Below are 24,306 nucleotides of genomic sequence, written 5' to 3'. Positions count from 1 at the left end.
CGTCTCATCAGATGCTGTCGCGTTCCATCGGGCAGCTCATGCAGCGGGCGCCGCCGCGGCCACGGCCCAGTTCATCACCCGGGATGGAGAGAACTGTGATACCGGCCTTGTCATATTTCTCATTGGTGTAGGTATTGCGCTCGTAACCCACCACCACGCCGGGACGTACGGTCAGCACGTTGTTGGCATCGTTCCACTGCTCGCGCTCGGCTTCGAAGCTGTCACCACCAGTGGTGATGATCTTCAGCTGATCCACGCCCAGTGCTTTCTCGATAGCGGTGACGAAGTAACCCTCTTCCTTGATGTTCATGCCGGTGGCGCCGCCCGGAGTCAGGCTCCAGCACTGCACATCCTTGCGGATCACTTCCGGATAGACGGAGAAGGTGTCGATATCCATGTGAGTCATCACGGTATCCAGGTGCATGCAGCTGCGGTGTTTCGGCAGCTCCATGGCGATGACCTGCTTGGCCTGACCGTGTTTGAACAGGCTGCGAGCCAGGTGTTCGACACCTTGCGGGGTGGTGCGCTCGGACATGCCGATCAGCACAGCACCGCGGCCGATGACCAGCACGTCGCCACCCTCGATGGTGGAGTTGTCGTAATCGCGATCTTCATCACCGAAGTATTTGATGAAGTCCTGACCGGCGAACTGCGGGTGCCAGCGGTAGATGGCCTTCACATGGTTGGTCTCACGACGACGAGCGGCCTTGGCCATCGGGTTGATGGAAACGCCACCGTAAACCCAGCAGGAGGTGTCGCGGGTAAAGAGGTGGTTGGGCAGCGGCTCGATGATGAAATCGGTCGGTGCGTGCATGCCTACTACCATGTTGACGCCGCTGTAGGGCATCTCGGAGTAGGTCAGGCCGCCGGAGAGAATGCGGGCCAGCTCGCGGTGCGGCATGTCAGCCAGGAAGCAGCGCACGTCGTTGGCAAAAGAAGAGCCGAGGCGGTAGTCGGAGACCTGGTGTTGCAGCAGCCAGGTTTTGGCTTCCGGCACATCAAGTGTTTCGGCCAGCAGATTGGTCAGCAGGAAAACTTCGACATTCTGATCGCGCAGTACCTGAGCGAATTTGTCGTGCTCCTGACCGGCACGTTCAACAGACAGGACGTCATCGAACAGCAGATCCTGGCAGTTGGAAGGAGTCAGACGCTTCAGACTGAGGTTGGGGCGGTGCAACATGACACGGCGCAATTGGCCAACTTCAGAACCTACATAAAATTTGCTCATGATTATATTCCGTCTAGCAGTGGTCCCTGCGAGTGATTGAATAGATTCCTTCTATTCATGCTCGTGGCTAAGGCGGGATATTCTTTATGTAGGGTAATCGGCTTATGTTCTATCCTGCCCTTGCCTTTCGAGAGCGAGGTTAGACCTGCCAATCACTGCAAACTTAGAGATTGATCACATTCACTCAGAACTGAATATATTCACCATCCAATCTATGACCCCGGTAACAAATTGCGCATTTTCCACACAAGGCAAACCGAATAACCATGCAAAACCACTCTGCTATATTTCAGATTGATTCATTTTTTATTCATGCCAGTTCACTGGAGTGATTAAATGCAAATAACAAAAACCGTTAAAAATCATTACTGTAAATAACTTTACAAATAGAATTTGAATATTACTCCCCAGGTATTGAATACATCGCCGTGACGGGAGGAACGCGGGAGAAATAAATACTCACATCTACCATATTCACTGCATAAATCTTTTCTTGTTCCAGATCATGGCATTGATGCCAACCCCATCAGGTTCGGCCTTATAAGTCATCACCTCTTTGTGCAGTTCAACTTAATATGCACAAAGTCCGCATCAAGGTGGGCAGCCATCCTCGTCGGTCACCACAACGCCTTTTGATACTTTTTTCATTAATTGAATTTATTCGTCTCACCTTGCGCTGGCGCCAACCTCGACTTAACTCAGAAAGTGATCCAGATCACACAGGAATGGCACTACCAAGGAGTTGTTATGAAAATGAAACCCATGCTGTTGCTCGCGACTTTGCTGCTCTCTGCGCTCCCCACCCTCAGTCAGGCTGAAGGAGCCCCTGCCATGCCCATGGTGGTATGCCATGTCGACAAGGCCCCCCAGATGCTGGTGCCTGACTATGTCTGCCGCTGGCAGGGAGGCAGCGTTCATTACTAGTCGAAACAACGAGAGGAGCATCACTCCTCTCGCCTTGTGATGAGACAGCCCCCTCCTATACTGAAATCAGCGGTTTTCTCATGGATAGGGGAACGTCATGATCTTGTTGGTCGGTGGAGAGAAGGGGGGGAGTGGCAAGAGCTGCCTGGCACAAAATCTGGCGGTCTACCTCAGATCCCAATTTCAGGGGGAGGTGTTACTGGTCGACTGCGACCCGCAGCGCACCACCTCTGACTGGATTCAGGAGCGCAATGACAACCCGGAGCTGCCACAAATCAACTGCGTACAGCTCTATGGCAATATTCGCAACGACCTGCTCAGCCTGAAAAACCGCTACGACTACGTCATCGTCGATTGCGGCGGGCAAGACAACCGGGCACTGCGCTCCACTATGGCTGTCGCCACCCACGCCCTGATCCCCTTGCGTCCGAAACGCCGCGACCTCAAGACCCTACCCCACATGGAAGATCTCATCACTACCTGCAAGATGGTCAATCCGACCCTCAATGCAGCCGTAGTGCTGACCCAGTGCCCCGCCCTGCCCAATCAGGTAAAACGCATTCTGGAAGCGAAAGAGGTTTGCTCCTCGTTCGGTGTCGACGTCCTGAATGCCATCACCTATGGCCGCAACGTCTATGACGACAGCGAAGAGAAGGGACTATCAGTGATGGAGATCGAGCCGGATGGCAAATCCGCCGAAGAGATCCGGGCCATCGCCAAAGAGTTCCTGCAAGTGGGGGTGTGAGATGGGTCTGGCCGATTTGAAGAAAAAGCACCAGTTGCATCACCAGAAGAAGTTCACCGTCGACGAATTTATCGAAGATGCGGAGTTCTACGCCAAGGGCAAACCCAAGGTGGTCAGCCTCGAACTGGGCCTGCATCGTGATGAGGCCTTGTCGGCGTTGGCCTTTATCGAGAGTGGCGAGCACCTGAAGCCCAGCTACAAAAAAGCCACCTTCTCCATGAGCACGGTGGCCATCGACGAACTGGGTAATCTGACCCAGCAAGATGGCATGAACAAGTCCCTGTTGCTGCGCCTCTTTACCCATTACTTCTCTTCGCTGACTCCTGAAGAGCGCCAGACCATCTATGAGCGGCTCAACCAGCGCTCATAATTTCTCCATTCAACCGCTCTTTGTGTGCCTCGCCAACTCACCCCGAATGACCATCATCAGACTGCAAAATCTGTTTCTGAAGCAACCAAAACGCGCTGTAAGAGATCTGCCATTCCATATGTAAGCCAACAGCCGAAAAGATCCCCGAGATAATCGGAAGATAAGATCTTAAAATATGAAGGTGATAAACTTAACTAGCTGTTTATAAATGAATAAATAGAAACTCATCACTTTCGAAATAGCTAATGACAAAAACGTTTTCCAATCTGGCGTTGTAGCCGGTTAGAAAATCCTTATAGTTACTCATGCACGGACGCAATGAAGTCGGTCAGGAAGACTGGCTGCCAGGGTTGGGCAAATGGACTCACCACAGGATGTGGTAAAGGACACCTCCCAGGACGGAGAAAGTGCGACGGGACAGGATGACTCGTCAGGCCAAGATGGCTAAAGGACACCCCAAAGGATTGGGAAGGGGAAACCTAAAGGAAGAGGTAAACAGTCAGGGATTGCAGGGAGCAACTTCGTTCAAGGATCTGAGCGATACGACTACCGGGGGCGACGCAAGTCGCCCCCATCTTTTTATCTGCATTTCACCGTCCCCTTGCTTGGCTCTCAATTGCTTGCCTCAGCGCAGAGACTTCTTACCAGAACCTTCCCGACGCGCTGCTTGAGCAAAAATACATATGAAAGGGGCGCCAAGATAGCGCCCTTCTCTGTTTTCTAATCGGCAAATAAGCTTATATCACGCGAGAGAACTGTTGCTGGCGTGCCTTGTTGCGCAAGTACACGTCGAAACACATGCAGATATTGCGGATCAGCAGCTGCCCCGTGGAAGAGACCTCCAGACCATCCTCCGTCATACGCACCAATCCATCGTTGATGAAGGTCTGCAGCAGCTTGAGATCGTCGGCAAAATACTCTCTGAAATTGAGCCCGTGCGCCTGTTCGACAGCGGCAAAGTTCAGACGGAAATCACAGATGAGCCGCTTGATCACCTCACGGCGGATCAAGTCATCCTGATTGAGCGAGCAGCCTTTCCACTGGGCATGACCCAGCTCTGCAACCTGTGCGTAATAGGTCTTGAGCTCTTTCTGGTTCTGGGAGTAGGCATCACCGATCATGCTGATGGAGGAGACACCCAGCCCCAGCAGATCGCAATCACCTTGAGTGGTATAGCCCTGGAAGTTGCGGTGCAGCTTGCCCTCGCGCTGCGCGACCGCCAGTTCGTCATCGGGTTTGGCAAAATGGTCCATGCCGATGAACTGGTAACCCTGACCGGTGAGGAAGGCGATGGTGTCCTGCAGCATGGCCAGTTTCTCCTGCGGCGCAGGCATATCCACCTCTTTCAACTTGCGCTGGGCGGCAAAGCGGCTCGGCAGATGGGCATAGTTGAAGATGGAGAGGCGCGCCGGATCCGTCTTGAGCACCTCTTCCAGCGTATGGTGGAAGCTGGCACGATCCTGATGCGGCAGGCCATAGATAAGGTCGAGGTTGGTCGAGCGGAAGCCAAGTTCACGGGCCCGTTCCAACATGGCTTTAATAAAGTCGTTGTCCTGCTCGCGGTTGACCGCAACCTGCACATCCTTGTTGAAGTCCTGCACCCCAAGGCTGATGCGGTTGAAGCCGACGTCTCGCAGCACATCCAGCATGGTAATGGCAATCTCGCGCGGATCGACCTCGATGCTGAACTCCCCCTCTTCGGCGAAATGGAAGTGCTCACGCAGCATGGCCATCAGGCGGCGCGTTTGCGCTTCATCCAGATAGGTGGGTGTACCGCCACCCCAGTGCAGCTGGGTGACCAGACGGCGCTTGAAGAGCGGGGCTTGCGCCTTGATCTCCTGCTCCAGGTAGTCGAGATACTCGTCAGCCTTGTGCTGATGACGGGTAATGACCTTGTTGCAGCCGCAGTAGTAGCAGAGCTTGTGACAGAAAGGGATGTGCACGTAGAGCGACAGATTGCGCTCGGGATACTGACCGGCAGCACGGACAAAATCCGGATAGCCGAAGCTCTCGTTGAACTCCAGCGCAGTGGGATAAGAGGTGTATCGCGGGCCACTGTAGTTATATTTTTCGATCAGGGCCTGATCCCACACAATCTGTTCTGCTTGCACGCTCGCTTCCTCTCTTGTTGTTATTGTTGGCTCACCGACCTAACTGAAAATCCTTCAGCTGGGCCACATCCTTGAGGATCTGAGCTTCCAGCTCGGCCTCGTAGCCGCTGCGTTCGAGATCCATCTTCATCACTTCATTGCGCTTGAGGGCGCGTCTGGCCTCATGAGTCGGCATATCTTTCACCTTCTCATACAGCCCGTACAGACCCGGGAACTCGGCAACGAACGCCCGCCCCCCCTTGATCTGCAACGCATCCAGCAGATTGGTCAGCCGAATGGCGCCTTCGGAGTAATCGCACTGCCCCTCCTGCACCGCATGGGCAATGACCCGCACGCTCTCCAGAATTCGTTCATTGCGAGCTGTAATAGCCTGCAACTGCATCGCTTGCTGTCGTCTCAGTCTGGCCAGCAGCATGCCTGCATAGATGGCCAACCCTGACAAAATCAGGCCGCCCAACAGGGCGGCCAGCATCCATCCACTCATCACTTTTTCTTCGGCTCAGGCTTGGGTTCCGGCTTGAAATCGACCTGGTTGAAACGGTCCCACAGCTCCTCTTCGGAGGCCGGTTTCTGCTCGTCGAACTCGGCATCATCAAACGGCAGATCGTCATCTTCATCATCGTCATTGTCGATGATGCCCAGCTCATCCATCAGCTCCTGATAACGGTCGACACGCTGATCAACCCAGGCCTGCTCGGCCGCTTCCAGGGTTTCACCGGCATCAAGACGATCCAGCAGATCATTCAAGTGGTCATCGTTTTCGATGGAAGCCAGCTCCTGCTCGGGCGTCATCACCAGCTTCTTCTCTTTCACCGCCTTGGGTGCTGCCGGCTTCTTCTGTTTGTCATCCACCACCAGAACTACCGGCTTGCGGGAACCGATACGCGGATCTTTGGACTGGCTGTTGCCAGACTTGTTCTTCGGCTGTTCAACTTGCTGACGAGAACCAGCCTTCAGGCCCTTTCGCTTGGCAGCCCGTTTACGCTCACGGCCTTCCTGAGCACTGACATCAGATTCTTTGCGCTTGCCAGTAGGCTTGCGAGTGGGTTGTTTGGCAGACATGAATGGCTAACTCCGAAAATAACTGGTTTGACCCGTACCCGGGATGATCTCACCCGGTGGGATACGATGCGAGGAACAGTAAGGCTGGAACAAGAGCAGGATCCCGCACCAATCAGGCCCAATCAGGCCACTGAACACCGCAGGATCGGTATCCTCTGGGCATGTTGCTGGTATTTTGACACAGAATGGCTAATCGGGTTAATGACCCAAAAGAAAAAAGGCAGCCGAAGCTGCCTTGATATGTTCATGCGTGCGTCATCCTGAATGGCAAAACAATCTGTTTCGTCCTCTCCGTGACAACTTGTCGCCGCATCATATCGTTGTGTGGTCATCCTGACCTTATATTGGTCGTTCCTGAATGTGCGTGTGCCTGTTTGACCCGTCTCGACCGCATCCTGCCATCGTGCCGGGGAGTCTGCATCCCGCAACCCCATCCCGCTCCGGAGATGGTCACCATCCTGATCCTTCAATCCTTTGCCAGCTCATCCGAGCCCATGGCATCCCGCCACGCCAGCCGTCCTCTGCTCACAACACCCTGTCGTGAAACCGCCACCCAATCCGTGGGTGAATCCATTAAGCCTACTGTACCAACTCTATAAAGCGGCTCAATCCACTCAAAACATTCTCAACATGTCGAAAAATATCAATATTTATATAATCTGTTGATAAATAATGATTATTTAATATTTTATGCAATTTTATGAGCCTTGGCCTGCCTTGAGAATGGGAGATCTCTTACAGAACGGGGGGATTAAACCGAGAATTATCTGAAAGCCATAAAAACAACGGGGAGCCCAAGCTCCCCGTTTCAACTCAAATCAACCGTATCGACTATATCAGTGCAGGCCCGCCACATATTTGGAGAGGGCTTCGATATCCTGATCAGTCAGTTTCTTGGCAACGTCCCGCATCATTCCATTCGGATCGTTGTCACGCGTGCCGGCACGGAATGCGGTGAGCTGAGCTTTGATATAGGCAGGATGCTGGCCGGACAGGTTGGGATACTTCGCCTGTTCGACACCCGAGCCACGGGGACCATGGCAAGCCGTACAAGCTGCCAGACCGCGACTCATGTCACCACCCATATAGAGCGCCTTGCCCGCTTCGACCACGTCGTCAGGGACAGCGATAGGGGTAACCTTCAGGCTGGAGAAATAAGCCGCCAGGTCATCCATGTCCTGTTCCGACAAAGGTAACGCCATCGGCCCCATCACTGGCGCAACCCGGCCAATTTGACCAGAAGCGGCAGCCTTCAGTTCAACTAACTGCTTTTTGATATATGATGCGTGCTGACCAGCAATTTTGGGGTACATATCAACCAGGCTGTTTCCGTCCGGTCCATGACAAGCCGCACAAACGGCAGCCTTGGTCTGTCCCGCAGCGGCATCGCCCTTGGCTTGTGCCATCCCCGTTACGCCAACCATCAGAGCAAGAGTAATGACTAGGTTCTTCATGGCGTTCCAACTTTTCGTTATTAGGCTTCCAGATCCCATGCCGCTGAAGGCATGTTAAAATAAACGCGTTTAAGCGACGCTATTTTACACCATTTTACAAAAAAGTAACTCTATAACCCTCTATCTCCATGGGGAATTTACGTTGGATACACAAACTCTGAATTTCAATAAGGTGCATTTTGTGACCAGCGCACCCGACATCCGTCACCTGCCAAATGATGGGGGTGTCGAGATCGCGTTTGCCGGCCGTTCCAACGCCGGTAAGTCATCTGCATTGAACACCTTAACCAAACACAAGAACCTAGCGCGCACCAGTAAGACACCTGGTCGTACCCAGCTGATCAACCTGTTTGAGCTGGAACCGGGCAAGCGTCTGGTCGACTTGCCGGGTTATGGTTATGCGCAAGTTCCGCTGGAAATGAAGCTCAAGTGGCAAAAGTCACTGGCAGAGTATCTGCAGCGCCGTGAGTCATTGAAAGGTCTGGTGATCCTGATGGACATCCGCCACCCGCTCAAAGATACCGACATGAACATGCTGGAGTGGAGCTCGCACCGTCAGTTGCCCGTCATGCTGCTGCTGACCAAGGCTGACAAATTGAGCCCCGGCCCGCGCAACAACCAGGTGATCAAGGTGCGCCAGGCCGTTGCCAACCTTGGTTCCCAGATCCAGGTCGAAGCATTCTCCTCTCTCACCAATATCGGTGTGGAGAAGCTGGCGCAAACCCTGACCGAATGGTACGTCAGTGGTGACGATACCGACCTGCTGAACGCTGACGAACAGCAACCTGTCGAGGAGTAATCTACTCCTCGCTCTCCTTGCAATTGGCGGAGCACTCCTCCGCTGATTGAAAGGGTTTCAGATTGCCGCTTTCACCTGCCTCACAACAAACACCCTGCATTCGCCCCCCCCTGCCATATCCAATACAGCTTACATTTCATATAGATAGGTAGTTAATTCACATTAGAAATTAACTTCAGGAGACGTTGATAGCGTTTTCAAATTCGTTCTTTCAAAACGAACCAGAATTACAAAAAGAGACAAAAATGAAATTTAATTACAAGATCTAACTAAAAGGGATAAAAATGAGGCCGGACGACAGTGATGCCATCCAGCCTGAAATAATAAGTTCAAAAAATTGGGAAGAAGCTGAATCTTGAGTACCAGACGACAGGTATTCCTCAAGAAGCAGCCTCATTCTATCAAATGCATCGCCAATTTAAAGCATTTACTCTAAATTGCACGCATAAAAAAACACCCCGACGAGAACCTCATCGGGGCAGCTATTCAGCCACATTCAATTACGTGAAATAAAAGGTCTGAAAGATAGAACATCTTACCTCTGTACCCTACGCAGACAACTGTACAGCAAAGCAGCAGAAAGTGAAAGTAATTTATGTAATTTAGTTTCACAACTTACAGATTGATAAAAAATCTTTTATTTTCATGTAGATAAAAAAATCCCCAGTACGAATACCGGGGAGTTATAAAGGTGACTAGCTAGCACTTCCTCAACTATCTAGTTAGTCAGCGCCATTTCAAAGTAGTTCCGCTACAAAACAAAAAAACTTTGAAAAATCAGAGATAGATAGCGCCATCTTCAGCAAACTCTTGTTCTTCAATGAGTTTTTCAGCCATGTCTTCAATATCAAAACGTACACTTTCGAAGGCTCTGACAATATCATCCTCCCTCGTCAGCGCCAGACCTGTCATTCTCTCCAGTCGCCGCAGGCTGATGTAACAATCTATCAGCGCCCCCATCCGCTGGGCAGGAAAACGCACCCGCTGTTCGTCAGCCTGCCACTCGACCAGATCGGGAAACAGAATACCCTGGTTCATATCACCCCCAAGTTACGCTTCAGCTCTCTCAATACCTGTTTAGTCCCGGGACGAATTCCGCGCCACACGGTAAACGCTTCGGCGGCCTGCTCCACCAGCATGCCGAGTCCATCCATGGTTTGACTGGCCCCATGCTGTTTGGCCCAACTGATAAACGCCGTATCCGAGGCGCTATACATCATGTCGTAGATGGCAATATCAGTGTGGATCAGGGCAGGGGCCAACGGCGGCAGCTCCCCTTGCAGGCTGGCGGAGGTAGAGTTGATGACGAGATCGAATGGCCCTGCCAACTGCTCATAGGTCTGGGCAGTCACAGGCCCCAGATCGTGGAATTCGGCAGCCAACTGTTGCGCTTTTGTGTGGGTGCGGTTGGCGATCACCAGCTCGCTCGGCAACTCAGCCAGCAGCGGCGCCAATGCACCACGAGCCGCGCCACCGGCCCCCAGCAGCAGGATCCGGCTATCCGCCAGCGTCACACCATGGGACTTGAGATCGGCGACCAATCCGGCGCCATCGGTATTATCCCCCAGCAACACGCCATCATCGGTCAGCTTGATGGTATTGACCGCGCCCGCCCGCTTGGCCCTTGGGCTCAACCGATCAACCAGCGCGAATGCCTGCTCCTTGAACGGCACAGTGACGTTACAGCCCTTGCCCCCTTGGTCAAAGAAGGTGCACAGGGCTTGGGCAAACTCGTCGACGGCGGGTTCAGCCAGCCCATACTCCAGCTCTTGCTGGGTTTGTCTGGCAAACAGGGTGTGAATGAAGGGGGACTTGCTGTGGCGCACCGGGTGGCCAAAAACCAGATAACGATCCATCAAAGAGTTCCATCAGAGGGCAATATTCCGATTTAACGGGTTTTCGCACTCGGGAACAAGCCGAATAACGGCCAGTAAAAAGGGACCATCATGGTCCCTCTGGTCACAGCCACTCTCGCGGCGTTAGGTAATCGGTGTAGAGCAAGGCTTCAGGAGTGCCCGCCTCCGGCTGCCAGTCATACTCCCAACGTGCCAGCGGTGGCATCGACATCAGGATCGACTCGGTACGTCCGCCGGTCTGCAGCCCGAACAGGGTGCCACGGTCATACACCAGATTGAACTCCACATAACGGCCGCGACGATAGAGCTGGAACTCCCGCTCCCGCTCGCCATAGGGCAGCGCCTTGCGTCGTTCGATGATCGGCAGGTAAGCATCAAGATATCCCCGACCTACCGCCTGCATAAAGGCAAAGCAGTCGGCAAAAGGCCAGCGATTCAGATCGTCGAAGAAGAGGCCGCCCACCCCTCGCGTCTCGTTGCGATGCTTGAGGAAGAAGTAGCGATCGCACCAGGATTTGAACTCGGGGTAGATCTCATCACCAAAGGGCTGGCAGAGATCATGGGAGACCTGATGCCAGTGCTGCACATCCTCGGCAAACGGGTAGAAGGGCGTCAAATCGAAGCCACCGCCAAACCACCAAATGGGCTCTTCACCCTCTTTCTCGGCGATGAAGAAACGGACGTTGGCGTGGCTGGTCGGCACATAGGGGTTGTGCGGATGGATCACCAGCGACACGCCCATCGCCTCGAACTTGCGACCGGCCAACTCGGGCCGATGGGCTGTAGCAGAGGCAGGCATGGCATCGCCATAGACATGGGAGAAGTTGACGCCCCCCTGCTCGATCACCGCGCCGTGGCGCAGCACACGGGTGCGACCACCGCCACCGCCTTCACGGCTCCAGGTATCTTCCACAAAGTGTCCACTGCCGTCGGCCTGCTCCAGACCACGGCAGATCTCGTCCTGCAACTGCAACAGGAAGGCCTTGACCTGGGCCACATCCGGTTTGCTCATCTTGTCTCCAGTCAGGCAGGATCGTGAACGCCCTGTCCATTTTTATAGTTAAATCAATCCGATGAGCTCACCGCTCAGCGGATTGATAGCAAATCATGACGTATCCGCCTGCTCAGGAGGGGCGAATAATGGCTCCGGTTCGGGCGTCCTTGATCTCGGACGGGTTAGCTTGACCACCCACTTCACCGGGCAGGATATAGGCTAACTTGCTTGCCAGCCGCTCACCGATATCGGCCACCCGACGGGCAGGCTCCTCACCGGTCAGGTTGGCGCTGGTAGAGACCAGCGGCTTGCCAAAGGCGCGACACAACGCCTGCACCTGAGGATGAGCCGTCACGCGTACCGCGAGGGTCTCGAACTGCCCGGTCAGCCAGGCCGGCGTCGTTGCACGGGCAGGCATGATCCAGGTAAAAGGACCGGGCCAGCTGGCTTCAACCCGAGCCAGTTGCTCACCGCTAAGCTGACTCAGATCGATGTAATCCTGTAATTGCGCCACGTCGGCAGCAATCAGGATCAACCCTTTCTCTACCGGACGCTGTTTGATGGCCAGCAGTCGCTGCACCGCAACTTCGGAGTCGGGATCACACCCCAGACCAAACACGGCCTCGGTCGCATAGGCAATCACCCCTTCCTGTTGGAGAGCAGCAACCGCCTGTTCAAATTCATTTGGCATAGGAAAAATGCGGCAGCCAGGCTGCCGCCTCGTCACTTAGTAGCAAGTTGAATCCGCATGGCGGCGACCATGGCAAAGTGACGTTTTGCTGTTGCATAGGAAAATACGACACATCCGGATCGCCACCCGTTCACTTACTTGAGTTGAGCCTGCAGGGCGGCATCCTTGGCCATCACCTCTTCGGCATTCTTCTGGCGTTCGGCCCGAACCTTGGCCGCCAGTTCATCATCGGCTACTGCCAGCATCTGGGCTGCCAGATAACCTGCGTTCTTGGCACCGGCTTTGCCGATCGCCACGGTCGCCACCGGTACACCACCCGGCATCTGCACGGTGGAGAGCAGCGCATCCAGCCCCTTGAGCGGGCCACCATCGATGGGTACCCCGATCACAGGACGAGTCGTGATGCCGGCTACGGCACCCGCCAGATGCGCCGCCAGACCGGCAGCACAGATAAAGACCTTGCAGCCACGGGCCTCGGCATCGGTCACATACTGATGAGTCGCAGCCGGCGTGCGGTGCGCGGAGGTGACTTTGACTTCCACTGCGATATCAAATGACTTGAGCACCTCGAGGGTGGTCTGCATCACGGGGAAATCAGAATCAGAGCCCATCAATACGGCAACAAAGGGTTTATTCATGGTGGGAATTTCCTTACTCCAAGTGGGGGGTTGAAGTTCGCCGAAAACGTTTCAATCCGGTTGCGGCGGCGGGATTATACCTGCTCACTTTGGTGGCCGCATTTCTTTTGCGGACAGACCCAACGCAGAGTTCCCCTCACTTTTTTCTCGATCATGATGCCCCAGCCACACGCGGGACAAGGCATGGGGATCGGCTTGTCGTTCACCACATATTTGCAATGGGGATAGCCATCACAGGAGTAAAACTGCTTGCCGTAGCGGGAGGTACGGCTCACCAGATGCCCCTTGCCGCACTCGGGGCAGAGGATCTGGGTATCATCGCTCTCCTGCAGGGATTCGATATGCTGGCAGGCCGGATACTGGGTACAACCGACAAAGAGACCGTAACGCCCCTTCTTGATCGCCAGCGGCTCTCCGCAATCGGGACAGGCAGAGCCTTCGAGCACCTTTTCGATGTCGCGGCCGGATGGCGTCAGGGAGCGGATGTAATCACAGGCTGGATAGGCAGAACAGCCGAGAAAGGGGCCATGTTTGCCCTGGCGGATCACCAGCTCGGCCCCGCACTGCGGGCACGGCTCGCGCTCGAAGGCATGTTCGTGGGCTGAAAAGAGGTGATGATCGATTTTTGACATGGGCCGCGCCTTGAAATCCAGATGGCCTGAATTCTACCAGCGCGGCACCGGACTGTCAGTGAATGACGCCGTCTGACTCATCAAACACCAGCTCTTCCATCTGCTGGTAGGCATTTTCACTGCCCGGTACGTTGAACAGCACCATCATGACGACCCACTTCAGGTCATCCAGCTCGATATCCGGCTTGTCCAGCTCGAGCAGACGCTCGATACAGATCTCGCGGGTTTCGGCATTCAGCACCTGGGCCTGTTCCAGAAAGAGCAGGAAGCCGCGGCACTCGGTGCTGAGGCGCGCCAGCTCTTGCGGAGCATAGATACGCATCGAGCCTTGCGCACTGGCGGTGACATAGACCTCCCGCTCGCTATCGTGCAGATTGGCCAGTCGCTCCAGCCAGTCGAGCGCCTTGTCGATCTCTTCTTTATCGAAACCGGCCCGGCTCAACTCATCGGTGAGCTCATCCTGCTCGACCATCACATCTGCATCGCTGTGGATGTAGGTCTCGAAAAGGTACATCAATACATCAAACATGATTCGCCCTCCTCGCTCTGACGTATCCACCGGCTACCGCCATCACTGCACCGGCCAGCTCCAGCTCTACCAACCTGCCCAATACCACTTCGACAGGAAGCTGGGCCCGCTCGGCAACGGTATCCACGCTCGTGGTCTCATAATCTACGTTATCCAACAAATCGGCATAAGGCAATTCGCTATTATGCGGTTGCTCAGATGGTATGACCGACGGATGTGGCCGTGCAACCCACTCTGGCAGCTCTTCCACTATATCGGCCGCACTCAGCACAAGTTTGGCTCCCTGCTGAATTAATCTGTTGCACCCTATCGCCTGGGCATTTTGCGGGGCGCCGGGTACCGCAAACACTTCGCGCCCCTGTTCAAGCGCATAGCGAGCGGTGATCAGCGAACCGCTCTGCTCGGTCGCCTCCACCACCAGAGTTCCCAGCGACAGACCACTGATAATACGGTTGCGACGAGGAAAATGTTCAGCCAGCGGTCCTTTATCCGGCGCCAGCTCGGAGATAAGCAAACCACCGCTCTCCAGAATCTGACCAGCCAGCCCCTGATGGCGTTTGGGGTAGAGGCAATCCAGCCCGGAACCCAACACGGCAAGGGTGATACCGCTACAAGCCAGCGCTTGCTGATGGCAAACACCATCGATACCGAGCGCAAGGCCCGAGGTGATCGCTAACCCGCATCCAACCAGCTCGCTACAAAGGCGGGAAGCATTATCTTTGCCTGCATAGGTAGGATGGCGTGTCCCCACCATAGCCAGCTGGGGTAGCGACAGCGCAGCAAGATCGCCACGACAGTAGAGCAACAGGGGTGCCGCGGGAATTTCCCGCAACAAGGGTGGATAAATCGGGTGATCTTGTGGAATAAGGAGATTGTCAGGCAAAGCGGCCCAAGCCAGGCTCTGCTCAACCACCGGCGAGGGCCAGCGCAGTTGTTTGATCTGCTCTGACGACAACCCCATACCATGCAGTTGCGCTTCATCGCTCTGGAACAGGGTCTCAATACTTCCCCCGACCCGCTCCAGCAAACGCGCTGCGGTCACCGGACCAATACCGGTGACCGCATCCAGGGTTAGCCAGAGCGCCAGACGCGCGTCGGGGTAGTTCACGTCAGAAGTGAGTGACCTGATAGCCCGCACTCACCATGTCGTTACTCTGCATGATGAGACCGTAACTCAGCTTGTCATACACCTTGAACAACATGACACGGGCAATCGCTTCAGAGGGCAGTGGTGCCTTCTTGTTGCTGCTGTAAAACACCCGGTTAAAAACCGACGAGAGCTCCTTGTACTGTACATCGCCATTCTTGGTAACCAGAGCAGCACCGGGTCGTCTGACATCCAACACATCCCCGGCGACCAGTTGATCACGGCCACCCCGATTGATCAGCACCACATCAAACTTGCCACCGCCCCGGGTCTTGTTCGGCAAATCGATGATATAGCCCGGCGTGATGGCAGGTGCCGCTTTCGGTGTGAAGACGGCGGGCATGTTTTCCTGAGCCGGCAGCGGCATCACCTTGTCGCCCTGCAGCACTTCGCGCTGGTTATGAGTCAGAGTCACCTCAGTCCGATCGCCATCAAGACGCGCCACGGCCCGCACCACACCGGCAAAGATCGCCTCCTGGCCCAGCAGTTCACCGGTTTCGCGATCCTTGTAGACCACTCCGGGGTGATAAATGCCATAAACCTGCCCCGGCGTCAGGGAGCCCTGCACATAGAGGGTGTCCCCCTCCAGCATGCCGATATGCTTCTGATCCGACCCCAGCAGATAGGGCAAGGTTTTCTGCTGCTGGCTGTCTGCCAGAATATGGTCAGTTTGCAGGAAGGGGCCTATCTCGCTGATAGGCAGGGTCGGAATGGGGTTGGCTTTGTTCTCGTAACGGGTTTTCGGGCCGAGACGGATGACTTGCTTGCCACCCTGCATCGCCTTGCCGAGTCGGGGTTCACCATTGACCCAGTTCAGATGCAGTACATCACCGGGGTAGATCCAGTGAGGATTGGCAATCTGCGGATTGATGTTCCAGAGGCGGGGCCAGAGCCAAGGTTCGGAAAGATACTTGCCGGAGATATCCCACAGGGTGTCGCCTTTTTGCACTACATAGCTTTCGGGGTAACCCGCTTTCAGCCTCAGCTGATCGGCCACTGCTGCCTGACTCACGGTCACCAGCAGGCAGGCGAGGATGGTTTGCTTCAGATACATAACACTCCCTGTTACTTCTGTACGCAAAGTGTTGCTGTTTTTTGTCGGCGTAAATGACTAGAATTACGCCAATATTGACTGCATTTATACGAAACTAAAGAAAAAACTATGGCCATTCTAGATGTATTGCGTTTTCCCGATGAGCGCCTGCGCACCGTTGCAGCCCCTGTCGAGACCTTTACACCCGAGTTACAACAGATTGTAGATGATATGTTCGAAACCATGTACGCGGAGGAAGGCATTGGCCTGGCCGCGACTCAGGTCGACATTCACCAGCGCATCATAGTGATCGATGTCTCTGAAAACCGTGAAGATCCTCTGGTATTGATCAATCCGGAGGTCATCGAGCAGTGCGGCAGCACCGGCATTGAAGAGGGTTGCCTCTCCGTGCCCGGCAGCCGTGCTCTGGTGCCTCGCGCCGAACAGATCAAAATCCGCGCCCTGGATCGCAACGGCAAGCCGTTCGAGCTGGAAGCCGACGATCTGCTCGCCATCTGCATCCAGCATGAGATGGATCATCTGGTCGGCAAGCTGTTTGTGGATTACTTGTCCCCGCTCAAGCGCCAGCGCATTCGCCAGAAGCTGGAAAAGATGGCCCGTGAAGATCGCAAAGTCCTCTGAGGATCTGCCCCATTGAATAAGCTGAAACTGATTTTTGCCGGTACTCCCGACTTCGCCGCCCGTCACCTGGCGGCGTTGTTGTCTTCCGACCACGAGGTCGTTGCCGTTTATACCCAGCCTGACAAGCCTGCTGGCCGTGGTCAGAAGCTCACCGCCAGCCCGGTCAAAGAGCTGGCACTGGCCAACAACCTGCCGGTTTACCAACCTGCCTCTCTGCGCAAGGAAGAGGCGCAAGCCGAGCTTGCTGTACTGGGTGCCGACCTGATGGTGGTGGTGGCCTATGGTCTGATCCTGCCCAAGGTGGTACTCGATACCCCGCGGCTGGGCTGCATCAACGTCCATGGCTCCCTGCTGCCCCGCTGGCGCGGTGCCGCACCGATCCAGCGCTCTATCTGGGCGGGCGATGCCGAAACCGGCGTCACCATCATGCAGATGGATGTGGGACTGGATACCGGCGCCATGATCCGCAAGGTAAGCTGCCCCATCGCCGCCGACGAGACCTCCGCCAGCCTCTATGACAAGCTGGCCGAGCTGGGCCCGCAGGCTCTGGTCGACACCATCAATGCCATGGCCGCCGGTGAAACCGCTGCCGAGGCGCAAGATGATGCGCTGGCCAGCTACGCCGAAAAACTCTCCAAGGAAGAGGCCCGCATCGACTGGTCGATGGAGGCTGTTGCCATCGAACGCTGCATCCGCTCGTTCAACCCCTGGCCCATCAGCTGGTTTGAAGTGGCTGACCAGACCGTCAAGGTATGGCAAGCCGCCGTCATTGACAGCGACCACAGCCAACCCGCCGGCACCCTGCTCAAGGCCGACAAGCAGGGGATCGATATCGCGACCGGCAAAGGAGTACTGCGCCTGCTGACCCTGCAACCGCCCGGCAAGAAGGCGATGTCCGTTTCGGATCTGCTCAACTCTCGCCGCGACTGGTTTGAACCCGGCACGCAATTGAATTGAACTGGATTGAATTGACACAAGCGGGGCCCAGGCCCCGACTTGCGCATCTAAGGTAACTCTATGAAAACACGTGCACAGGCCGCTCTCGTTATTCAACAGGTGCTGGATCAGGGTCAATCCCTCTCCGCTGTTCTGCCTGCTGCCCAGGAGAAGGTTGCGCCTCGCGATCGCGCTCTCCTGCAAGAACTCTGCTACGGCACCCTGCGCTGGCTACCCCGCCTCGATGCGGCAGTCAACGAGATGATGGACAAGCCGCTCAAGAACAAGAGCCGCATTTTCCACTACCTCATCCTGGTCGGTCTCTATCAGCTCATCTACACCCGCATTCCGGCTCACGCCGCGGTGGCCGAGACCGTCAACGCCGTCAAACTGCTCAAGGGTACCTCCCTGCGTGGCCTCATCAACGGCGTGTTGCGCAACTTCCAGCGCAGCGCCGAAGTCATTCTGCTGCGTATCGACCGTGTTCCCAGCATTCGCCTCGGTCATCCGGAGTGGCTCACCAAGCGCCTGCGTCAGGCCTATCACGATGAGTGGGAATTCATCATGGAGGCGAACAACCAGCGCCCCCCCATGTGGATCCGCAACAACAGCCAGCGCCAGAGCCGCGATGCCATGCTGGCTCGCATGGCCGAAGCCGGCATCAATGCCGTGGCCGGTGAAGAGGGCGAGGATTGCATCCTGCTGGAGCGTCCCTGCGATGTGACCAAGCTGCCCGGCTTCGAGGTCGGTGACTGCTCGGTACAGGATGGTGCAGCACAACAGGCTGCCGCCCTGCTCGACCCGCAACCGGGTGAATGGGTGCTGGATGCCTGCGCCGCCCCCGGCGGCAAGACCGCCCACCTGCTGGAGCGTCAGCCCAAGCTGGCTGGCGTGGTTGCCGTTGATGCCGACGAGAACCGCCTCAAGCGGGTGCAGGAGAACCTGGATCGCATCGGCCTGACCGCCAAAGTGATCCACGGCGATGCCGCGGCACCGGAACAGTGGTGGCCGGAGGGCCAGTTCGACCGCATCCTGCTGGATGCCCCCTGCTCCGCCACTGGTGTTATCCGTCGCCACCCCGACATCAAGTGGTTGCGCCGTGATCAGGACATCCGCGAGCTGGCCGAGCTGCAGCGCCGTATTCTGAACGCCCTCTGGGGCAAGCTGAAAAGCGGCGGCACCCTGCTCTACGCCACCTGCTCCGTCCTGCCGGAAGAGAACCGCGACCAGATCCGCGCCTTCCTTGCCGCGACCAAAGATGCCAAATTGGTACCGTTGCACGAACAGGATACCCCGGACTGCCCGGGTCGCCAGTTCCTGCCGGGTGAAGCCGAGATGGATGGCTTCTACTACGCCAAACTGGTCAAGCTCTGAGCCGGGCATGACAAACCTCATTCGGGAGAGCTGCCAGATCCATTCTGGCGCTCCCCTTTACAGCATCAACGTGAGTAGACGTTCCCTATGAAGATCATCATTTTGGGAGCCGGCCAGGTCGGCGGCACTCTGGCCGAGAACCTGGCCGGGGAGAACAACGACATCACCATCGTCGACACCGACAGCGAACGCCTGCGCGAACTGCAGGACAAGTTTGACCTGCGGGTGGTCAACGGTCACGGCGCCCACCCCAAGGTGCTGCGCGAAGCGGGCGCTCAGGATGCCGACATGCTGGTCGCGGTCACCAACAGTGACGAGACCAACATGATCGCCTGTCAGGTGGCCTACTCCCTGTTCAACACCCCGAACAAGGTGGCACGGATCCGCTCGCCAGCCTATCTGACCGAGCGGGATCGCCTGTTCCTGCCGGAATCGGTGCCGGTGGATCACCTGATCGCGCCGGAGCAGTTGGTGACCGACTATGTACGTCGCCTGATCGAATATCCGGGCGCCCTGCAAGTGGTTGATTTTGCAGGTGGCCGCGTCGGTCTGGTAGCGGTCAAGGCCTACTACGGTGGCCCGCTGGTGGGCAACGCCCTCTCCACCCTCCGCGAGCACATGCCCAACATCGAGACCCGGGTAGCGGCCATCTTCCGTCAGGGCCGCCCGATCCGTCCGCAAGGTACCACCATCATCGAAGCGGATGACGAGGTCTTCTTCGTCGCCGCCGCAGGCCATATCCGTGCCGTGATGTCGGAGCTGCAGCGCCTCGAGAGCCCCTACCGCCGCATCATGATCGTCGGTGGTGGCAACATCGGCGCCGGTCTCGCCCGCCAGCTGGAGAAGCGCTACAGCGTCAAGCTCATCGAGCGCAACCAGAAGCGGGCGGAGCAGCTCTCCGAACTGCTGGAGAACACCATCGTCTTCTGTGGCGATGCGGCGGATCAGGAGCTGCTGGCCGAGGAGCACATCGACCAGATCGACGTCTTCATCGCCGTGACCAACGAGGATGAGGCCAACATCATGTCGGCGCTGCTCGCCAAGAAGATGGGCGCCAAGAAGACCATGGTGCTGATCCAGCGCGGCGCCTACGTCGATCTGGTGCAGGGTGGCTCCATCGATATCGCTATCTCGCCCCAGCAGGCCACCATCTCGGCGCTGTTGACCCACGTGCGCCGGGCCGATATCGCCAACGTCTACAGCCTGCGCCGCGGCGCGGCCGAGGCGATCGAGGCGATTGCCCACGGTGACGAGAACACCTCCAAGGTGGTCGGCAAGACGGTGGGCGAGCTCAAGCTGCCGCCGGGCACCACCATAGGTGCCGTAGTACGCGGAGATGAGGTGCTGATCGCCCACGATCGCACCAAGATCCAGCAGGATGACCACGTGGTCATGTTCCTGGTGGACAAGAAGTACATCCCGGAAGTGGAGCGGCTGTTCCAGCCAAGCCCCTTCTTCCTGTAACGTCTTCATGCGCACAGGCTGTCAAACCAGACCCGGCTCAGCTCCCCCAAGGGGATGGTCCGGGTCTTTTGTTAATCAACGACCAGGTTATCGAACATGATCAAGCTGCGTCCCATTATCTTCACCCTCGGGCTGGTGCTCTCCAAGCTGGCGCTCTTCATGTGGCTGCCCACCTTGCTAGCACTGCTCACCGGGTCAGAGGGATTTGTCGAGTTTCTCAAGTCCGTGCTCATCACCCACGGCGCCGCCCTGCTCTGCCTCCACTATGGTCGCAAGGCGGAGTTTCATCTGGGGGTGCGGGAGATGTTCCTGCTCACCACCTCGGTCTGGGTGGTGGCCTGCGCCTTCGGCGCCCTGCCCTTTGTCTTCATCACCCACATCAACTTCACCGACGCCTACTTCGAGACTATGTCGGGAGTGACCACCACGGGCTCTACCGTGCTCTCCGGCCTCGACAACATGGCCCACAGTATCCTGTTGTGGCGTTCCATCCTGCAGTGGCTGGGCGGGGTCGGCTTTATCGTGATGGCGGTAGCCGTGCTGCCCTACCTCAACGTCGGCGGCATGAAGCTGTTCCAGACCGAGAGCTCGGACTGGTCGGACAAAAGCGCCCCGCGTGCCAAGACAGTCGCCAACAACATCGTCGTCGTCTATCTGGTGCTCTCCATGCTCTGCTTCATGGCCTACTGGGCCAGCGGCATGAACATGTTCGAGGCGATCAACCACGCCATGACCACTCTCAGTACCGGCGGCTACTCCACCTCCGATCAATCTATGTCCCACTTCTCCAACTCGGCACACTGGATTGGCACCCTGTTCATGTTCCTCGGCGGCCTGCCCTTCCTGCTCTATGTGCAAAGCCTCAACCACAGGGACTACAGCCTGTTCAAGGATGCCCAGGTGCGCGGCTTCTTCTGGCTGGTGGTGTGGGTCACCGTCATCATGACCTTCTATCTGTGGGAGAGAGACCTGTTCGGCTTCTGGGATGCCCTGCGCATCAGCTGCTTCAACATCGTCTCGGTGCTCACCACCACCGGCTACGGCCTTGGTGACTTCGGCACCTGGGGGCCGCTCGCCAGCATCGTCTTCATCGTGCTGCTGGCGCTGGGGGCCTGCTCAGGCTCCACTGCGGGCGGCCTCAAGATCTTCCGGGTACAGGTGGCATTCGCCCTGTTCAGAAAGCAGATGCGCCAGCTGATGCACCCCTCTGCCGTCTTCCCCCAGAAGTACAACGGCCGGACGGTCAATGACGCCATCATCCGCTCGATGATCTCCTTCGTACTGGCCTACTTCGCCATCATTCTGGTGATAGCCGCGCTACTGGGCGCCATCGGGCTTGACCCCCTGACGGCTATCTCCAGCTCCATCACCGCTGTCGCCAACGTTGGCCCGGGCATGGGCCCTGTGGTCGGCCCCAGCACCAACTTTGCCAGCCTGCCGGAATCGGCCAAATGGCTGTTGTCATTCGGCATGCTGCTGGGACGACTGGAGATCCTGACGGTCGCCGTGCTCTTCTTCCCCTCCTTCTGGCGCCAGTAACCCCTTACTGCAAGCCATCAAAAAGCCGCAGCGTTCATCCGCTGCGGCTTTTTTATCTCACCCATCCCCACGACCTTCGCTCAACGCTCATCAGCCCCATTACCGGATGGCCTGAACGAGCTCATCAGGATGGCCATAACGGATCACAAGCATAAAAAAACGGACCCAAACCAGAGGTTTGGGTCCGTTTATCAGTGAACCGTCAGCGGCCACGAAGGCTGTCGAGGCTCAGCACATGGCATTAACCACGGCCAGAGCGCTTGCGATCCAGCTCGGTCAGCAATTTCTTGCGGATACGGATGTTCTTCGGAGTCACTTCTACCAGTTCATCGTTGTCGATGAACTCGAGAGCCTGTTCCAGAGTCATGCGGATCGGCGGAGTCAGCACTTGAGCTTCGTCGGTACCGGAGGCACGCATGTTGGTCAGCTGTTTGCCTTTCAGGCAGTTAACAGTCAGGTCGTTGGAACGGGAGTGGATACCGATCACCTGGCCTTCGTACACTTCGGTCGCGTGACCGATGAACAGACGACCACGGTCTTGCAGACCGAACAGGGCGTAAGTCAGTGCTTTACCGGTAGCGTTGGAGATCAGCACGCCATTCTGACGCTCGCCGATGCTGCCACCCTTGTGCGGACCGTAGTGGTCAAAGGTGTGGTACAGCAGACCGGTACCTGAGGTCATGGTCATGAACTCGGTCTGGAAACCGATCAGGCCACGGCTCGGGATCATGAAGTCCAGACGGACACGACCCTTGCCATCCGGCGTCATGTTGGTCATTTCGCCTTTACGCAGACCCAGTTGCTCCATTACGGAACCCTGGTGCGCTTCTTCAACGTCCACAGTTACGGTTTCGAACGGTTCTTGCAGAACGCCATCAACGGTACGCAGGATTACTTCCGGACGGGACACAGCCAGTTCGTAACCTTCGCGACGCATGTTTTCGATCAGGATGGAGAGGTGCAGTTCACCACGACCGGATACACGGAACTTGTCCGGATCATCAGTCTCTTCCACGCGCAGGGCCACGTTGTGGACCAGCTCCTGGTTCAGACGCTCCAGAATGTTACGGGAGGTCACGAACTTGCCCTCTTTACCGGCGAACGGTGAGGTGTTGACCTGGAAGGTCATGTTCACGGTCGGCTCGTCAACGGAGAGCGGCGGCAGGGCTTCAACGGCACCGTTGTCACAGATGGTGTCGGAGATTTTCAGCTCGCCCAGACCGGTGATAGCGATGATGTCACCCGCTTGCGCGTCGGTAACTTCAGTACGGGACAGACCCAGGTAACCCAGCACCTGACCGACTTTACCGTTACGGGTCTTGCCGTCGGCACCAACGATGGTGACTTGCTGGTTGGTCTTGACGCGACCACGAGTGATACGGCCGATACCGATAACGCCCACGTAGGAGTTGTAGTCCAGCTGGGAGATCTGCATCTGGAAACCACCTTCGGCATCAGCCTTCGGCGCTTCAACGTTGTCAACGATAGCCTGGAACAGCGGCTCCATGTTCTCGGACTCGACGTCCTGATCCATGGTGGCCCAACCGTTCAGTGCAGAGGCGTAAACAACTTTGAAATCCAGCTGTTCGTCAGTCGCGCCCAGGTTGTCGAACAGGTCGAATACCTGATCCATTACCCAGTCAGGACGAGCACCCGGACGGTCAACCTTGTTGATGACCACGATCGGCTTCAGACCCTGAGCGAACGCTTTCTGGGTCACGAAACGGGTTTGCGGCATCGGGCCGTCTACGGCGTCAACCAGGAGCAGCACGGAGTCAACCATGGACAGTACGCGCTCTACTTCACCACCGAAGTCGGCGTGACCCGGGGTATCAACGATGTTGATGCGGTAGTCATTCCAGCGGATCGCAGTGTTCTTGGCGAGAATGGTGATGCCACGTTCCCGTTCCAGATCATTGGAGTCCATGATCCGTTCCTGGCCTTCCGTGGAGCGGTCCAGGGTGCCGGACTGCTGCAGCAGCTTATCAACCAGAGTCGTTTTGCCGTGGTCAACGTGCGCAATAATCGCAATATTGCGTAAATTCTCTAACATTCTCGCCTCAATCACCGGGTAAAATTGGGCGCTAATTGTACTCTTGCCTTTGTGATCTGCCTAGCAGAATTGCAGTACATTCGCG

Annotated in this window: 24 protein-coding genes; 9 read left to right on the top strand and 15 right to left on the bottom strand. The window is 56.5% G+C overall.

Going from position 1 to position 24,306, the window contains the following annotated elements:
• Positions 1-7: 7 nt before the first annotated feature.
• On the bottom strand, positions 8-1,228 hold the full coding sequence (arcA, locus tag AB5Z05_RS20070; RefSeq protein ID WP_278169983.1) for an arginine deiminase: 1,221 nt from the start codon (positions 1,226-1,228) through the stop codon (positions 8-10).
• Between the two features lie 747 nt (positions 1,229-1,975).
• Between arcA and AB5Z05_RS20065 the strand changes: the two genes are divergently transcribed.
• From AB5Z05_RS20065 to AB5Z05_RS20055, 3 genes are all read left to right on the top strand, one after another.
• A complete protein-coding gene (locus tag AB5Z05_RS20065) occupies positions 1,976-2,152 on the top strand; it encodes a hypothetical protein (RefSeq protein ID WP_005339717.1) in 177 nt (58 codons plus the stop codon).
• A gap of 97 nt (positions 2,153-2,249) precedes the next feature.
• A complete protein-coding gene (locus tag AB5Z05_RS20060) occupies positions 2,250-2,897 on the top strand; it encodes an AAA family ATPase (protein ID WP_005339716.1) in 648 nt (215 codons plus the stop codon).
• A 1-nt stretch (position 2,898) separates the two neighbouring features.
• The gene (locus AB5Z05_RS20055; protein ID WP_005339715.1) at positions 2,899-3,267 is read left to right on the top strand and encodes a hypothetical protein; all 369 of its coding nucleotides are present in this window, start codon (positions 2,899-2,901) and stop codon (positions 3,265-3,267) included.
• Between the two features lie 737 nt (positions 3,268-4,004).
• Here AB5Z05_RS20055 and hemN read toward each other — a convergent pair.
• From hemN to AB5Z05_RS20035, 4 genes are all read right to left on the bottom strand, one after another.
• On the bottom strand, positions 4,005-5,378 hold the full coding sequence (gene hemN / locus AB5Z05_RS20050; RefSeq protein ID WP_368152866.1) for an oxygen-independent coproporphyrinogen III oxidase: 1,374 nt from the start codon (positions 5,376-5,378) through the stop codon (positions 4,005-4,007).
• Between the two features lie 31 nt (positions 5,379-5,409).
• The gene (locus tag AB5Z05_RS20045) at positions 5,410-5,850 is read right to left on the bottom strand and encodes a DUF2489 domain-containing protein (protein ID WP_076492627.1); all 441 of its coding nucleotides are present in this window, start codon (positions 5,848-5,850) and stop codon (positions 5,410-5,412) included.
• Between the two features lie 11 nt (positions 5,851-5,861).
• Entirely contained in the window at positions 5,862-6,440 is a 579-nt protein-coding gene (gene yihI, locus AB5Z05_RS20040; RefSeq protein ID WP_368152865.1) for a Der GTPase-activating protein YihI, read from the bottom strand.
• 836 nt (positions 6,441-7,276) lie between these two features.
• Entirely contained in the window at positions 7,277-7,894 is a 618-nt protein-coding gene (locus AB5Z05_RS20035) for a cytochrome c (protein WP_005339710.1), read from the bottom strand.
• Between the two features lie 142 nt (positions 7,895-8,036).
• Here AB5Z05_RS20035 and yihA point away from each other — a divergent pair, with 142 nt between their 5' ends.
• A complete protein-coding gene (gene yihA / locus AB5Z05_RS20030) occupies positions 8,037-8,693 on the top strand; it encodes a ribosome biogenesis GTP-binding protein YihA/YsxC (protein WP_330125137.1) in 657 nt (218 codons plus the stop codon).
• Between the two features lie 777 nt (positions 8,694-9,470).
• On the opposite strand, the gene AB5Z05_RS20025 is transcribed toward yihA, so the two are convergent.
• The 9 genes from AB5Z05_RS20025 to AB5Z05_RS19985 all read right to left on the bottom strand — a co-directional run bounded on the left by AB5Z05_RS20025 (position 9,471) and on the right by AB5Z05_RS19985 (position 16,234).
• On the bottom strand, positions 9,471-9,731 hold the full coding sequence (locus tag AB5Z05_RS20025; RefSeq protein WP_330125136.1) for a DUF1488 domain-containing protein: 261 nt from the start codon (positions 9,729-9,731) through the stop codon (positions 9,471-9,473).
• Positions 9,728-10,549 (bottom strand): shikimate dehydrogenase, encoded by an 822-nt coding sequence (gene aroE, locus AB5Z05_RS20020; RefSeq protein ID WP_368152864.1) that lies wholly within the window; start codon positions 10,547-10,549, stop codon positions 9,728-9,730. The genes AB5Z05_RS20025 and aroE overlap by 4 nt, the downstream gene beginning before the upstream one ends.
• A gap of 103 nt (positions 10,550-10,652) precedes the next feature.
• Positions 10,653-11,561: an oxygen-dependent coproporphyrinogen oxidase gene (gene hemF, locus AB5Z05_RS20015; protein WP_368152863.1), complete on the bottom strand. Its 909-nt coding sequence runs from the start codon at positions 11,559-11,561 to the stop codon at positions 10,653-10,655.
• A 112-nt stretch (positions 11,562-11,673) separates the two neighbouring features.
• Positions 11,674-12,234 (bottom strand): Sua5/YciO/YrdC/YwlC family protein, encoded by a 561-nt coding sequence (locus AB5Z05_RS20010; protein ID WP_005357519.1) that lies wholly within the window; start codon positions 12,232-12,234, stop codon positions 11,674-11,676.
• A 134-nt stretch (positions 12,235-12,368) separates the two neighbouring features.
• Complete coding sequence (gene purE, locus AB5Z05_RS20005; RefSeq protein ID WP_005339704.1) at positions 12,369-12,872, bottom strand: 5-(carboxyamino)imidazole ribonucleotide mutase; 504 nt, start codon at positions 12,870-12,872, stop codon at positions 12,369-12,371.
• A 74-nt stretch (positions 12,873-12,946) separates the two neighbouring features.
• A complete protein-coding gene (locus AB5Z05_RS20000) occupies positions 12,947-13,504 on the bottom strand; it encodes a type I DNA topoisomerase (protein WP_181223191.1) in 558 nt (185 codons plus the stop codon).
• 55 nt (positions 13,505-13,559) lie between these two features.
• A complete protein-coding gene (locus AB5Z05_RS19995) occupies positions 13,560-14,033 on the bottom strand; it encodes a DUF494 family protein (RefSeq protein ID WP_005339699.1) in 474 nt (157 codons plus the stop codon).
• Positions 14,026-15,141: a DNA-processing protein DprA gene (dprA, locus tag AB5Z05_RS19990; protein ID WP_368152862.1), complete on the bottom strand. Its 1,116-nt coding sequence runs from the start codon at positions 15,139-15,141 to the stop codon at positions 14,026-14,028. Before dprA ends, AB5Z05_RS19995 begins: the two co-directional genes overlap by 8 nt.
• A 1-nt stretch (position 15,142) precedes the next feature.
• A complete protein-coding gene (locus AB5Z05_RS19985; RefSeq protein ID WP_335874270.1) occupies positions 15,143-16,234 on the bottom strand; it encodes a LysM peptidoglycan-binding domain-containing protein in 1,092 nt (363 codons plus the stop codon).
• Positions 16,235-16,342: 108 nt separating this feature from the next.
• On the opposite strand from AB5Z05_RS19985, the gene def reads away from it, so the two are divergent.
• The 5 genes from def to AB5Z05_RS19960 all read left to right on the top strand — a co-directional run bounded on the left by def (position 16,343) and on the right by AB5Z05_RS19960 (position 22,168).
• Positions 16,343-16,855: a peptide deformylase gene (gene def, locus AB5Z05_RS19980; RefSeq protein WP_005357510.1), complete on the top strand. Its 513-nt coding sequence runs from the start codon at positions 16,343-16,345 to the stop codon at positions 16,853-16,855.
• A 12-nt stretch (positions 16,856-16,867) separates the two neighbouring features.
• Entirely contained in the window at positions 16,868-17,812 is a 945-nt protein-coding gene (fmt, locus tag AB5Z05_RS19975) for a methionyl-tRNA formyltransferase (protein ID WP_236368067.1), read from the top strand.
• Between the two features lie 60 nt (positions 17,813-17,872).
• Complete coding sequence (gene rsmB / locus AB5Z05_RS19970; RefSeq protein WP_005341964.1) at positions 17,873-19,165, top strand: 16S rRNA (cytosine(967)-C(5))-methyltransferase RsmB; 1,293 nt, start codon at positions 17,873-17,875, stop codon at positions 19,163-19,165.
• An 87-nt stretch (positions 19,166-19,252) separates the two neighbouring features.
• Positions 19,253-20,629 (top strand): Trk system potassium transporter TrkA, encoded by a 1,377-nt coding sequence (gene trkA / locus AB5Z05_RS19965; RefSeq protein WP_005339689.1) that lies wholly within the window; start codon positions 19,253-19,255, stop codon positions 20,627-20,629.
• Positions 20,630-20,725: 96 nt separating this feature from the next.
• Positions 20,726-22,168 carry a TrkH family potassium uptake protein gene (locus tag AB5Z05_RS19960; RefSeq protein WP_042054858.1) on the top strand — a complete coding sequence of 481 codons (1,443 nt, stop codon included), beginning with the start codon at positions 20,726-20,728 and terminating at the stop codon, positions 22,166-22,168.
• A 241-nt stretch (positions 22,169-22,409) separates the two neighbouring features.
• Here the strand turns inward: AB5Z05_RS19960 and typA are convergent, their stop codons facing one another.
• Positions 22,410-24,221 (bottom strand): translational GTPase TypA, encoded by a 1,812-nt coding sequence (typA, locus tag AB5Z05_RS19955; protein ID WP_005339679.1) that lies wholly within the window; start codon positions 24,219-24,221, stop codon positions 22,410-22,412.
• Positions 24,222-24,306: the final 85 nt, after the last annotated feature.

Source organism: Aeromonas sp. R2-4, assembly GCF_040908365.1.
GTDB lineage: Bacteria > Pseudomonadota > Gammaproteobacteria > Enterobacterales > Aeromonadaceae > Aeromonas > Aeromonas veronii.
The sequence above is the reverse complement of the archived record's forward strand: the minus strand, read 5'-3'. Positions and strand labels throughout refer to the sequence as shown.

Coding starts and splice junctions, on each gene's coding strand:
- arcA (WP_278169983.1), bottom strand. CDS start 1,228: ATGAGCAAATTTTATGTAGGTTCTGAAGTTGGCCAATTGCGCCGTGTC.
- AB5Z05_RS20065 (WP_005339717.1), top strand. CDS start 1,976: ATGAAAATGAAACCCATGCTGTTGCTCGCGACTTTGCTGCTCTCTGCG.
- AB5Z05_RS20060 (WP_005339716.1), top strand. CDS start 2,250: ATGATCTTGTTGGTCGGTGGAGAGAAGGGGGGGAGTGGCAAGAGCTGC.
- AB5Z05_RS20055 (WP_005339715.1), top strand. CDS start 2,899: ATGGGTCTGGCCGATTTGAAGAAAAAGCACCAGTTGCATCACCAGAAG.
- AB5Z05_RS20045 (WP_076492627.1), bottom strand. CDS start 5,850: ATGCTGGCCGCCCTGTTGGGCGGCCTGATTTTGTCAGGGTTGGCCATC.
- yihI (WP_368152865.1), bottom strand. CDS start 6,440: ATGTCTGCCAAACAACCCACTCGCAAGCCTACTGGCAAGCGCAAAGAA.
- AB5Z05_RS20035 (WP_005339710.1), bottom strand. CDS start 7,894: ATGAAGAACCTAGTCATTACTCTTGCTCTGATGGTTGGCGTAACGGGG.
- AB5Z05_RS20025 (WP_330125136.1), bottom strand. CDS start 9,731: ATGAACCAGGGTATTCTGTTTCCCGATCTGGTCGAGTGGCAGGCTGAC.
- aroE (WP_368152864.1), bottom strand. CDS start 10,549: ATGGATCGTTATCTGGTTTTTGGCCACCCGGTGCGCCACAGCAAGTCC.
- hemF (WP_368152863.1), bottom strand. CDS start 11,561: ATGAGCAAACCGGATGTGGCCCAGGTCAAGGCCTTCCTGTTGCAGTTG.
- AB5Z05_RS20010 (WP_005357519.1), bottom strand. CDS start 12,234: ATGCCAAATGAATTTGAACAGGCGGTTGCTGCTCTCCAACAGGAAGGG.
- purE (WP_005339704.1), bottom strand. CDS start 12,872: ATGAATAAACCCTTTGTTGCCGTATTGATGGGCTCTGATTCTGATTTC.
- AB5Z05_RS20000 (WP_181223191.1), bottom strand. CDS start 13,504: ATGTCAAAAATCGATCATCACCTCTTTTCAGCCCACGAACATGCCTTC.
- AB5Z05_RS19995 (WP_005339699.1), bottom strand. CDS start 14,033: ATGTTTGATGTATTGATGTACCTTTTCGAGACCTACATCCACAGCGAT.
- AB5Z05_RS19985 (WP_335874270.1), bottom strand. CDS start 16,234: ATGTATCTGAAGCAAACCATCCTCGCCTGCCTGCTGGTGACCGTGAGT.
- def (WP_005357510.1), top strand. CDS start 16,343: ATGGCCATTCTAGATGTATTGCGTTTTCCCGATGAGCGCCTGCGCACC.
- rsmB (WP_005341964.1), top strand. CDS start 17,873: ATGAAAACACGTGCACAGGCCGCTCTCGTTATTCAACAGGTGCTGGAT.
- trkA (WP_005339689.1), top strand. CDS start 19,253: ATGAAGATCATCATTTTGGGAGCCGGCCAGGTCGGCGGCACTCTGGCC.
- AB5Z05_RS19960 (WP_042054858.1), top strand. CDS start 20,726: ATGATCAAGCTGCGTCCCATTATCTTCACCCTCGGGCTGGTGCTCTCC.
- typA (WP_005339679.1), bottom strand. CDS start 24,221: ATGTTAGAGAATTTACGCAATATTGCGATTATTGCGCACGTTGACCAC.